12 protein-coding genes and 1 rRNA gene are annotated in these 11,633 nt (G+C 71.6%); 3 read left to right on the top strand and 10 right to left on the bottom strand.

The window, feature by feature from the left end; all coding sequences use genetic code 11:
* Window positions 1-149: 149 nt before the first annotated feature.
* Window positions 150-425 carry a glutaredoxin family protein gene (locus ACLB9X_RS27755; RefSeq protein ID WP_410363155.1) on the bottom strand — a complete coding sequence of 92 codons (276 nt, stop codon included), beginning with the start codon at window positions 423-425 and terminating at the stop codon, window positions 150-152.
* Between the two features lie 115 nt (window positions 426-540).
* On the opposite strand from ACLB9X_RS27755, the gene ACLB9X_RS27750 reads away from it, so the two are divergent.
* The 3 genes from ACLB9X_RS27750 to ACLB9X_RS27740 all read left to right on the top strand — a co-directional run bounded on the left by ACLB9X_RS27750 (window position 541) and on the right by ACLB9X_RS27740 (window position 4,427).
* Window positions 541-1,482, top strand: a complete 942-nt coding sequence (locus tag ACLB9X_RS27750) for an HAD family hydrolase (protein WP_410363154.1) — start codon at window positions 541-543, stop codon at window positions 1,480-1,482.
* Between the two features lie 630 nt (window positions 1,483-2,112).
* Window positions 2,113-2,973, top strand: coding sequence for an ECF subfamily RNA polymerase sigma factor, BldN family (locus ACLB9X_RS27745; protein WP_410363153.1), 861 nt, complete (start codon window positions 2,113-2,115; stop codon window positions 2,971-2,973).
* 266 nt (window positions 2,974-3,239) lie between these two features.
* Complete coding sequence (locus tag ACLB9X_RS27740; protein WP_410363152.1) at window positions 3,240-4,427, top strand: DUF5667 domain-containing protein; 1,188 nt, start codon at window positions 3,240-3,242, stop codon at window positions 4,425-4,427.
* A gap of 82 nt (window positions 4,428-4,509) precedes the next feature.
* Here the strand turns inward: ACLB9X_RS27740 and ACLB9X_RS27735 are convergent, their stop codons facing one another.
* From ACLB9X_RS27735 to rrf, 9 genes are all read right to left on the bottom strand, one after another.
* Window positions 4,510-5,625 carry a lysophospholipid acyltransferase family protein gene (locus ACLB9X_RS27735; RefSeq protein WP_410363151.1) on the bottom strand — a complete coding sequence of 372 codons (1,116 nt, stop codon included), beginning with the start codon at window positions 5,623-5,625 and terminating at the stop codon, window positions 4,510-4,512.
* A 35-nt stretch (window positions 5,626-5,660) separates the two neighbouring features.
* On the bottom strand, window positions 5,661-6,764 hold the full coding sequence (locus ACLB9X_RS27730) for an NAD-dependent epimerase/dehydratase family protein (protein WP_410363150.1): 1,104 nt from the start codon (window positions 6,762-6,764) through the stop codon (window positions 5,661-5,663).
* A 195-nt stretch (window positions 6,765-6,959) separates the two neighbouring features.
* The gene (locus ACLB9X_RS27725) at window positions 6,960-7,058 is read right to left on the bottom strand and encodes a 30S ribosomal protein bS22 (RefSeq protein ID WP_003948845.1); all 99 of its coding nucleotides are present in this window, start codon (window positions 7,056-7,058) and stop codon (window positions 6,960-6,962) included.
* A 123-nt stretch (window positions 7,059-7,181) separates the two neighbouring features.
* Window positions 7,182-7,394, bottom strand: a complete 213-nt coding sequence (locus ACLB9X_RS27720) for a helix-turn-helix domain-containing protein (protein WP_014046653.1) — start codon at window positions 7,392-7,394, stop codon at window positions 7,182-7,184.
* A 128-nt stretch (window positions 7,395-7,522) separates the two neighbouring features.
* Window positions 7,523-8,338, bottom strand: a complete 816-nt coding sequence (locus ACLB9X_RS27715) for a phosphatase (RefSeq protein ID WP_410363149.1) — start codon at window positions 8,336-8,338, stop codon at window positions 7,523-7,525.
* 90 nt (window positions 8,339-8,428) lie between these two features.
* Entirely contained in the window at window positions 8,429-9,604 is a 1,176-nt protein-coding gene (locus ACLB9X_RS27710; RefSeq protein ID WP_410363148.1) for an acetoin utilization protein AcuC, read from the bottom strand.
* Window positions 9,555-10,772 (bottom strand): MFS transporter, encoded by a 1,218-nt coding sequence (locus ACLB9X_RS27705; RefSeq protein WP_410363147.1) that lies wholly within the window; start codon window positions 10,770-10,772, stop codon window positions 9,555-9,557. Before ACLB9X_RS27705 ends, ACLB9X_RS27710 begins: the two co-directional genes overlap by 50 nt.
* A gap of 43 nt (window positions 10,773-10,815) precedes the next feature.
* The gene (locus tag ACLB9X_RS27700) at window positions 10,816-11,460 is read right to left on the bottom strand and encodes an HAD family hydrolase (RefSeq protein WP_410363146.1); all 645 of its coding nucleotides are present in this window, start codon (window positions 11,458-11,460) and stop codon (window positions 10,816-10,818) included.
* Window positions 11,461-11,533: 73 nt separating this feature from the next.
* Window positions 11,534-11,633 (bottom strand): 5S ribosomal RNA (gene rrf, locus ACLB9X_RS27695); the annotation flags it as partial.

The following is an 11,633-nucleotide window of genomic DNA, read 5'->3' as shown; positions in this document are numbered from 1 at the left end:
GGCAAAGCCGTACACACTCCTTACGATCTACGCCCCCGAGACCGCCTGGCTCCGCCCACTCTGCCCTGTCGCGGCCGTACCCCGAAAGAGGCGTGCACGGCGGAGGAATCCAAGCAAAACGACCATGATGGTACCCGCCTTCCGCGGCGTCAGCTCCCGAGCGCGCGGCGCAGCCGGTCGGGGTCCACACGCCAGAAGGTGTGCTGCTCCCCGTCCACCAGGACGACGGGGATCTGTTCCCAGTAGGCGCGGTGCAGTTGGACGTCCTGGTTGATGTCCTTCTCCTCCCAGGAGGCACCCGTCTCCGCGCAGACCGTCTCGACCACGGCCCGCGCGTCGTCGCACAGATGGCACCCGGGCTTGCCGATGAGCGTCACCATGCGCTCCTCGGGCTTCTTCTTCGTACGCCGCAGCACAGGACTCATGCGCCCATTCTCGCCCGGCCGCCGGGAGCCTGTTTAACAACGCGGTCGCACAGAGTTCACGTCCTCGCATCCCGGTGAGTCGGGAAGTACCTGACGGACTGGCTATGCTCACGACATGGCCGCTCTGGGATGGCTCACCCCGCGTAGGCGCTCCGCCACCGCTCGCAGCGTGCTGGCGGGCGAAGCCGCTGCCGAGGCAGCGCGCAAGTCCTCGCAGACCATCGAGGCACTCGACGCCCTCGAGGAAGGGCCCGGCGCCCGGGAACCGGAGTTCCCCGTCGCCGGCGACGTCCGCGCCGCCGCGTTCTTCGACCTCGACAACACCGTGATGCAGGGCGCGGCGATCTTCCACTTCGGCCGCGGCCTGTACAAACGCAAGTTCTTCCAGCGCCGCGAACTGGCGCGGTTCGCCTGGCAGCAGACGTGGTTCCGGCTGGCCGGCGTCGAGGACCCGGACCACATGCAGGACGTCCGCGAGTCGGCCCTGTCCATCGTCAAGGGCCACCGGGTCTCGGAGCTGATGAGCATCGGCGAGGAGATCTACGACGAGTACATGGCCGACCGCATCTGGCCGGGGACCCGGGCGCTGGCCCAGGCGCACCTGGACGCGGGCCAGAAGGTCTGGCTGGTGACGGCCGCGCCGGTCGAGACGGCGACGATCATCGCCCGCCGGCTCGGGCTGACCGGCGCGCTCGGGACGGTCGCGGAGTCGGTCGACGGCGTGTACACCGGCAAACTCGTCGGCGAACCGCTGCACGGCCCGGCGAAGGCGGAGGCGGTACGGGCGCTGGCGGCGGCGGAGGGCCTGGACCTGGCCCGCTGCGCGGCGTACAGCGACAGCCACAACGACATCCCGATGCTGTCGCTGGTGGGCCACCCGTACGCGATCAACCCGGACACCAAGCTCCGGAAGCACGCCCGCGAACGCGACTGGCGCCTGCGCGACTACCGGACGGGCCGCAAGGCGGCGAAGGTCGGCATCCCGGCGGCGGCAGGTGTCGGAGCCCTGGCGGGCGGCACGGCAGCAGCCATGGCCCTCCACCGCCGCCGCCGCTGACCCCTCCGGGGCCTTGAGGCACGGGGCCGCATCCGCCCGGACGGACGCCCCGGGCACGGGGCCAAATCCAGCCCCGCCGGCGTTTGAGGCGCGGGGCCCGGGGCAGAGCCCCGCAAGACCGCCGCACACACCAGGCCCGCCCGCCCCAGCCACCCGGCTACCACCGGCCCGCAAGCCGACATCCAGCCCGGCCGACGCCCAAGGCGCAGGGCCAAATCCAGCCCCGCCGGCGTTTGAGGCGCGGGGCCCGGGGCAGAGCCCCGCAAGACCGCCGCACCAGGCCGCGAGGAACCCGGGCGCGGCGCCACCGACAGGCACCGCGCGCCCCCGCGTGTCGGCACGCATTCCGCCGCACACCCCCGGCCAGTCCCGATCCCCCGCCCCGACCACAACTCGCCCCGCGACCCGACACATCACGAAGTCTTCCGATCAATAAATGCACACGATGTGCCACATGATCAGTCGTCAACTCGCAACAGAAGCGACGGAAACGGCGATTTGAGCAACTCGGTGTAGCGCTGCCTGTACGAAGCGTTATTCTCCTCAGACGCATGACGGACCCCATCGGTCATCACGACGGGTGAACGGTCCCGCACTGCACGTGATGGAAGCTCTGCCTCTGGGAGTCCCGTGTACCCACACGTCGGGGTTGACGCCTCGGGCCTGGCTACGCTGCGCGCAGCGGTCCTCGACCATCTGCGCGGCTTTGTCCCCACCGCGTACGCCGTCCCCGCACTCGCCACGCCCGGCCTCGCCGTCAGCGGCCCGGCCGCCCCCTGCTATGCCCTGGCCGCCGGCATCCCGAACGGCATGCAGACGGGGCCGGCCCGCAGCGCCGTCGATGACGGGCGACGCCAGGGCGACGGGCGGACGGCCGTCGGCAGACGGGGCGGACGCGGCGGCTCCGGCGCGGCCACCGCCCGCCGGCCCACCGCCGACAGCGACAGCGCCCGCATGATGGAGCTCGTCGAGCGCGCCCAAGCGGGCGAGGCCGAGGCCTTCGGCCGGCTCTACGACCAGTACAGCGACACCGTCTACCGCTACATCTACTACCGCGTCGGCGGCAAGGCGACCGCCGAGGACCTGACCAGCGAGACGTTCCTGCGGGCGCTGCGCAGGATCTCCACCTTCACCTGGCAGGGGCGCGACTTCGGCGCCTGGCTCGTGACGATCGCCCGCAACCTGGTCGCCGACCACTTCAAGTCGAGCCGCTTCCGCCTGGAGGTGACCACCGGCGAGATGCTCGACGCCAACGAGGTCGAGCGCAGCCCCGAGGAATCGGTCCTGGAGTCCCTGTCGAACGCCGCACTGCTCACCGCCGTGCGCAAGCTCAACCCCCAGCAGCAGGAGTGCGTCACCCTCCGCTTCCTGCAGGGCCTGTCCGTCGCCGAGACCGCCAGGGCCATGGGCAAGAACGAGGGCGCGATCAAGACCCTGCAGTACCGGGCGGTCCGCACCCTCGCCCGGCTGCTCCCCGACGACGCGCGCTGACCCCGCCACACGTACGACCGCCCCACCGAGTACGCCCCCACCGACCCCCGTTCCCAACTCACCGTCGGTGATACCTCGATGACGCACTGGTCCGATCATCTGTCGCGCGTAACCCAAGTGCCGCGCCGCTCGTTGTGCGGGATGCAGGCTCCCTGTGGACACGCCATGCCCGCAGACACTCACTCTTTCGTGTGGATGTGCTCAAGGCGTGCAACCTTCCAGACGCCCAGGGGAGTCGATCGTCATGACGAGAGGAGGTGCCGCCAGTGATTGCGAACGTTTCGGCGCACCGGCGGGCGAGCGCCTTCGCCCAGGCCTTGGAAGAGCAGGCGGCCGATCAGCAGGCGGAGTCGGTCGAATCGGCCGAGCACGAAAGGCTGTTGAGGCTGGCTCACGGTCTCGGCGAGCTGCCGAAGCCGGAGCTGGATCCCGAGGTCAAGGTGGTGCAGCGGGCACAGCTCGTGGCCGCCATGGAAGCGATGCTGCACGAAGGCACGGCGCGGGCAGGCGCATCCGCCGGCCCCGCGGTGCCGGAGCAGCGGACCCGCGGCCGCGGCGCCCACCGCGCCTCCCCGCTGCGGAAGTTGCGGCCGCGCTCCCGCTGGTCCAAAGGATTCGCGGCCGGCGGCCTGACCGTCGGTGTGGCCGCTGGCGCCTTCGGCGGGGTGGCCGCTGCCAGTTCCGACGCCCTGCCCGGTGACTCGCTGTACGGTCTGAAGCGCGGCATGGAGGACCTCAAGCGCGGCATGGCGGACGACGACTCCGACCGCGGCGAGCTCTACCTCGACCAGGCGTCCACACGCCTGAGCGAGGCGCGCCGCCTCATGGAGCGTGGCCGCTCCGGTCACCTGGACCACGAATCGCTCGTCGAAGTCCGCCGCACGCTCACCGGCATGCGGCACGACGTCACCGAGGGCCACCGGCTGCTCAGCGCCGCCTACGCGCGCGACGGCTCGCTCGCTCCCATCGCCACGCTCAACACCTTCTCCCGCTCCCACCGGGACACGTGGAACGGACTGCGCGACCGGCTGCCCGCCCAGCTCACCGACGTCGGCGAAGACGTCAGCTCGGCGTTCGACGCCATAGACCAACAGGTCGGCCCGCTCGAGACTCTGCTGCCGCGCGCCCCCGAGACCGACGGCCTCGGCTCGCAGAGCCCGGACTCCCCGGGGTACGGCGGGCACGCCACCGGGCCGGGCGGCAGCACGCCGTCCGCGCCCGACGCGGTCGGCGGTGAAACGGGGGAGGACAGCAGCCCCCGCCCGTCCGGCTCCAGCTCCCCGGCGCAGGAGGGACTGCTCGGCGGAAACACCGGCGGCGTGTTCGACGCGCCGGCGCAGGGCACCGGCCCGTCCCTGTCCGACGACGGGGAGCCGGCCGATCCGGACGTCACCATCCCGCCCCTGCTGCCGGGCCTCCTCCCTGGCCTCGGCTTCGGCGGCGAGGCCGAGTAGGACCGACAGGCAGGACACGCGGGTGAGGGGCGCCCCCGGCGGGGGCGCCCCTCACTCGTGCACGGGCTTCGATCCAGACGGCTCAGAAGAAGACCGAGCGGCGCTGCACCAGCAGCTTGTACAGCGTGTGCTGGATCTGCTCGCGCACCTGGTCGGTCAGGTTGAACATCAGCATCGGGTCCTCCGCCGCCTCCGGCGGATACCCGTCCGTCGCGATCGGCTCGCCGAACTGGATCGTCCACTTCGTCGGCAGCGGCACCGCCCCCAACGGCCCCAGCCACGGGAAGGTCGGGGTGATCGGGAAGTACGGGAAGCCCAGCAGCCGCGCCAGCGTCTTCGCGTTGCCGATCATGGGGTAGATCTCCTCGGCGCCGACGATCGAGCACGGCACGATCGGCACGCCGGCCCGCAGCGCGGTCGACACGAAGCCGCCACGCCCGAACCTCTGGAGCTTGTACCGCTCGCTGAACGGCTTCCCGATGCCCTTGAAGCCCTCCGGCATCACCCCGACGACCTCGCCGCTCCGGAGAAGCCGCTCCGCGTCCTCCGTGCACGCGAGCGTGTGCCCGGCCTTGCGCGCCAGCTCGTTCACCACGGGCAGCATGAACACCAGGTCGGCCGCGAGCAGCCGCAGGTGGCGGCCGACCGGGTGGTGGTCGTGGACGGCGACCTGAAGCATCAGCCCGTCCAGCGGCAGCGTGCCCGAGTGGTTGGCCACCACCAGGGCGCCGCCGTCCGACGGGATGTTCTCGATGCCCTTCACCTCGACACGGAAGTACTTGTCGGCGAGCGGCCGCAGCAGCGACATCAGGACGTGGTCGGTCAGCTCGGCGTCGTACCCGAACTCGTCGACCTCGTAGTCACCGGTCAGCCGCCGGCGCAGGAACGCCAGACCGCCCGCGATCCGCCGGTCCCAGGCCCCACCGCCCCCCGGCGCCGGCTCCCCGGCGGCCGTGTCGCGGGCTGCCGCCATGAGGGCCCGCTCCGGCAGCGTGCTCACGGCGGCGTCCCGTACGGCGGCCTGCGGCACCGCCGTCTCCCGCACCACCGGATCCGGCGCCTCGCGCACCACGGAGTCGCCCGCCGCGGCCGGGTCGGCCTTGCGGCGCGCGGACCCGCCCGGGCGCCGCCGCGGCGGTCGCTGCGCACCACCGCGCGAACGGTCGTCGTCGAACGGAATGACCTTGGCGTCCGCCATCGTTGGCTGCGCTCCTTATCCGGGCCCCTCAGGGCTCATCCGGCGCTGTGCGTCGTATCGCCGCGCGTCGTCTCACCGGTCGTCGTCTCCACGGCGGGCCCCGCACCGCGACCGACGGGCAGCGCCGCCGCGACCCGGTCCACCGCCCTCGCCACGGACTGGGGGGGCAGCAGCCCCGGAGCCCGGCTGCGCGCGAAATCCGCGAACGTCCCGGCGGTCGTGAACCGCGGACGGAATCCCAGTGTCTCGCGCATCTGGACCGTGCTGACCACCCGGCCATGGGTGAGCAGCCGGATCTGCTCCGGCGAGAAGTCCGTGATGCCGATCGTGCGCAGCGCGGAGCCGACCCAGGTGACGGCGGGCAGCAGCACCGGCATCGTCGGCCGCCCCAGCCGCCGGGAGCACTGGGACAACGTCAGCACACCGTCGCCCGCGATGTTGAACGTGCCGCTGTTCAGCGTCCCCCGGCGCGGTTCGTGCAGCGCGATCCGCAGCACGTCGATGACGTCGTCCTCGTGGACGAACTGCAGACGCGGGTCGTAGCCGAAGACGGTCGGCATGACCGGCAGGGAGAAGAACTCGGCGAGCGGCGAGTCGGCGCACGGGCCGAGGATGTTCGCGAACCGCAGCACGCACACGGCCACGTCGGGGCGGCGCCGGGCGAACCCGCGCACGTATCCCTCGACCTCCACGGCGTCCTTCGCGAAGCCGCCGCTCGGCAGCGACTTGGGCGGGGTGGTCTCCGTGAAGACGGCCGGGTCGCGCGGAGCGGAGCCGTACACACTCGTACTGGACTTCACCACCAGCCGCTTGACCGTCGGCGACTTCTGGCAGGCGCCGAGCAGCTGCATGGTGCCGATGACGTTGGTCTCCTTGACGGCCGCGCGGCCGCCGGCGCCGAGCGGCGTACCCGTCACGTCCATGTGCACGACCGTGTCGACGGCGTGCTCGGCCAGAACGCGCGCGATGGTGGGCTGGCGGATGTCGGCGCGGACGAATTCGGCCCCGCCCAGATGATGTCCGGGCCCCACCGCGTCGACTCCGATCACGCGGTCCACCTCGGGATCACGCTGGATGCGCCGCACGAGACGGCCGCCGAGCTGCCGGGCCACACCGGTGACGAGCACGACCTTGCCCAAGATCAGCGCCTTCCCCTAGGTCCAGGTCCTGGCGTCACCGTAGCGCGTCGGTGTTGCGCTGTGATGACCGCACGGCGCACTTTCGCCACCAGGTTCCTTCTCACGCCCCCACTTCTCCTCCACAACGGCCCCACAACGCACCTCGGCCCCTCCACCGGGCTGGTGGAAGGGCCGAGAAACACGAACAGCTGCCGCTTACTTCTTGTTGCGACGCTGAACGCGGGTGCGCTTGAGCAGCTTGCGGTGCTTCTTCTTAGCCATCCGCTTGCGCCGCTTCTTGATAACAGAGCCCACGACTACCCTCGCTCACTTCTCTTCACTCGGTGCGGGGCGTCTGGGCCCACACGACCTACGTCGGCCTAGCCTACCCGCAGAGCAGCTGAGCTTGTAATCCGAGGGCGACCGTCCCGCTCTCCGTCACGCGGATTCCACCCCCACGAAGGATTCGCGGAGATACTCGTGCACCGCCTGCTCCGGTACCCGGAAGGACCTCCCCACCCGGATCGCCGGCAGATGACCGCTGTGCACCAAGCGGTACACGGTCATCTTCGACACCCTCATCACCGAGGCAACCTCCGCCACGGTAAGGAACTTGACCTCGTTGAGAGGCCTCTCGCTGCCAGCAGCCATGACCCACCTGTACCTTCCGCACCCGACGCGCACCGGCTTCCCCTCCGGTGACTCTTCGTCGCTGTGCGCTCACTGCCCAGACTAGGGGCGGGTGATGCGAGTGGGGAAGAGGAGCTGCAATAGCCCGCCTACTGTGACAGACGCGCCCGATTGAGTACATAGCGCGTCAGAGGGCGGTAGTGCTCCGGCCGAACGGCGTCATCAAGCGGAACCGCGACCGACACCCGCCCCTCCGCCTCACCCACGAACAGCGCGGGGTCGTCCGTGTCCCCAAGGCCGATGGCCTCGATCCCCAGCTGACCTGCTCCGCAGACCCAGCCGTGGTCCCCGACGACGAGCTCGGGCAGCGGGCCGCCCGCCTCCGCGGCGACCTGGAGCGCGACCCTGACGGGCAGAGGGGAATGGCTGTGCGCCCCCGGCCCGCGTGCCCCCTCCTCGTGCAGCGAGGCCACCCCCCGTACGTACACGAGCCGGTGCGTGCGTACGCCGAACCGGGTCGTTATGTCGACACATCGCCCCTGCGCGGGGGTGAGGACGGAACACCCCGCCGCCGACACCGCGTCTGCCAGGTCGGCGTAGAACCCCAGCAGCCGGTGCGGATGCCCCGTTCCGAACAGCACGGGAGCCCGCCGCCGTACCGCGTCCCCCAACCGCGCGGCGAACGCGTCCAGTGCACAGAGCGTCAGCTCCGGGTCGATGACGTCGCCGCCGGTCACGCACGCCGGATCGGCCGACACCCCGCATCTGCCGGCCATCAGCGCGATCAGGTCCCGCTCGCTCCACGACCACAGAGGATCGAGCCCGAGCGTCACCCGGGGGTCCCGCGCGGCGAACGCGCGATAACTGCGCAGGCTCGCCTCACGCGAGGTCGCCACGTCCCCCGCCAACCCCGACGCCACAAGATGCGCCCGCAGCTGCACCCGCAGCGTTCCGGTGCTCAACACCCTTCCGATGCTGACGCACCGGGCCCCGCCGCAGGCCCGAAACGCGTGTGCTCCGCACAGTTGGCGTAATCGCCCGTACGGCGCCCGCCGCTACGCCAGCAGCCCGTGCAGCGGGAACACGGACCGACGGGTCGCCAGGATCGACTGGTCGAGCCGGTCCGCCGGGTCGTACCCGTCCTCCCAGGCCCGCAGGCGCACCGGCCACCGGCCGTCCGTCATCCGCGCCGGCCCCAACTGCCGCGTCCGCGCGTACACCTCGTCGCGCCACGTCGAGGGGATCACTGACTCCGGGTCCACCGGCTGGTGCGCGGCGATCCCCACCAGGTGCGTCCACGACCGGGGAACGACGTCCACGACCTCGTAGCCCCCGCCGCCGAGCGCCACCCACTTCCCGTCCGCGTGCGCGTGCGCGAGCTCGTGACACGCCTCCTGCACCGCACGCTGCGCGTCGAGTGACACCGCCAGATGAGCGAGCGGGTCCTCGAAGTGGGTGTCCGCACCGTGCTGCGACACCAGCACCTGCGGCCGGAAGCCGGCCAGCAGCTCGGGCACCACCGCGTGGAACGCGCGCAGCCATCCCTCGTCGCCCGTCCCGGCGGGCAGCGCCACGTTCACCGCCGAGCCCTCGGCGGCCCCGCTGCCGCCCGTCTCCTCCGGCCAGCCGGTCTGCGGGAACAGGGTGCGCGGGTGCTCGTGCAGCGAGATCGTCAGCACGCGCGGGTCGTCCCAGAAGGCCGCCTGGACCCCGTCGCCGTGGTGCACGTCCACGTCCACGTACGCGACGCGCTCCGCGCCCAGCTCCAGCAGCCGGGCGATGGCCAGCGACGCGTCGTTGTAGATGCAGAACCCGGACGCGGCCCCCGGCATCGCGTGGTGCAGCCCGCCGGCGAAGTTCACGGCGTGCGCGGCGTTCCCGCGCCACACCGCCTCCGCGGCCCCGACCGACTGCCCGGCGATCAGCGCCGACGCCTCGTGCATCCCCGCGAACGCGGGATCGTCGACCGTACCGAGCCCGTACGACTGGTCCGCGCCCGCCGGGTCCTCGGACGCCGCCCGTACCGCGGCCACGTAGTCCTCGCGGTGCACGAGCCGGAGCGTCGAGTCCCCCGCGGGCTTGGCGGCCACCACGTCCACGGCCCGGTCCAGCCCGTACGCCCGCACCAACCCCATGGTCAGCGCGAGCCGCACCGGATCCATCGGATGGCTGGGCCCGAAGTCATACTTCGTTACCGCCTCGTCCCACATCAACAACCCGCGGCCGCTCATGCCCGCCACCGTATCGGGCGGGCTCCGCGCCGAACGAGCGGGCATACGCCAACGTGGCCAGCACCAGCACCATCGGCACCAGCATGGCGCCCCGGTAGCTCCACACGTCCCCCAGCGCCCCGACCAACGGCGACCCGATCAGGAAGCCCGCGTAGTTGAACACGTTGAGCCGCGCCACCGCCGCATCGCTGTCCCCCGGCGCCAGCCGGCCCGCCGCCGCGAACGTCTGCGGCACGATCACGCACAGCCCGAACCCCAGCAGTGCGAACCCGAGCATCCCGGCCCACGCGCCGGGCGCCCCCGCGACCACCGCGAACCCGGCCGCCGCCAGCACCGCCCCGCCCCGGACGACGGCCACGGCCCCCAAGCGCCGCACCGCGAGGTCCCCGACCGCCCGGCCCACCAGCGTCGTCACCATGTACGCGTTGTACGGCACGGTCGCCAGCTCCTCGGAGCTGCCCAGTACGTCCTGGAGGTACTTGGCGCTCCAGTTGGAGACGGTCGAGTCCCCGATGTACGCGAAGGTCATCACCAGACACAGCGGCAGCAGTGCCGTGTACGCCACCCCGCCCCGGGCCGCGTCCGCACGGCCGGCCTCCGGCGCCCGCTCGCCGTCGACGTACCACCGGCTCGCGGCGAACGCCGCCGGTAGCAGGAGCGCGACCACCGGCAGACAGGACACGAACAGCGCGAGGTCGAAGTGCGCCCCGGCCCAGGCGAGCGACGCGCCCGCGATGCCACCGAGGCTGTACGCCGCGTGGAAGCCGAGCATGATGCTCCGCCCGTACGCCCGCTGGAGGCTGACGCCCAGCATGTTCATCGCGGCGTCGAGCGCTCCGACGGCCAGCCCGAACGCGCCGAGCGCGAGCGCCACTTGCCCCATCTCGTCGCCTGCCGCCACGCCGAGCAGCGACAGCAGCACGACCGGCTGGGACCAGCGCAGCACCGTGCCGGCCGGGACCCGGCGGACTACGCGTCCGGTCAGGACGCTGCCCACCCCGGCGAGGACCGGCACGGCCGCCAGAAAGACCGGCAGCAGCCCGTCGGATATCCCGTAGCGGTCCTGCACGGCGGGGATGCGCGTCACGAGCAGAGCGAACGCGACGCCCTGGGAGAAGAAGCTGAACGCCAAGGAGGCCCGCCCGTGGCGCAACCGCGCATCCGTCATGGCGGCACAGCGTACGGGCCGGAACTACCGGTGGGGAAAGACGTCACACGAGCAATGCGGGCAACTCCGCCATCGCACCGAAGTACCCCTTGGCCCCGGCGAGCCTGTCGGCGGGGGTCATGGCGGTGAACCCGTACACGTCCATACCGGCCGCCAGGGCCGCTTGCACGCCCAGGCGGCTGTCCTCGACGACGACGCACCGCTCGGGCGCCACGCCCATGCGCGCGGCGGCGTGCAGAAAGAGATCGGGCGCGGGCTTCCCCCGGCCCACGTCCTGGGCACTGAACACGATGTCGTCGCGGAACCACCGGTCGAGCCCCGTGGTGCGGTGTCCGACGCGGATGCGCTCATGACTCCCGGAGGACGCGACGCAGTACGGCACACCGTCGGCGGTGAGCTTCTCCAGCACGTCGGTGACGCCGTCGACGGCGGTCAACTCCCGCTCGAAGGCGGCGAAGACGCGCGCATGCAGCGTCGCGTCGAAGTCCGTCGGCAGCACCTGCCCGGTCCGCTCCCGGACGAGGTCGTGGACGCGGTGGACGGCGGCGCCCATGTAGTCGCGCAGGGACTCCTCGTACGTGGTGGGGTGGCCGAGCTCGGTGAGATAGCCGGCGAGGATGGTGTTGGAGAGGGGCTCGCTGTCGACGAGTACGCCGTCGTTGTCGAAGATGACGAGGTCGTAAGGCATGTCGCCGACCTTATGCGACCCCGGAACGCAGGAAAGCCCCGGAACAGTGTTCCGGGGCTTTCCCACAATGATTGTTCGGCGGCGTCCTACTCTCCCACAGGGTCCCCCCTGCAGTACCATCGGCGCTGAAAGGCTTAGCTTCCGGGTTCGGAATGTAACCGGGCGTTTCCCTA

This window comes from Streptomyces sp. 5K101, from assembly GCF_046506645.1.
Taxonomy (GTDB): Bacteria; Actinomycetota; Actinomycetes; order Streptomycetales; family Streptomycetaceae; genus Streptomyces.
This window is presented reverse-complemented; position numbering and strand designations above follow the sequence as displayed.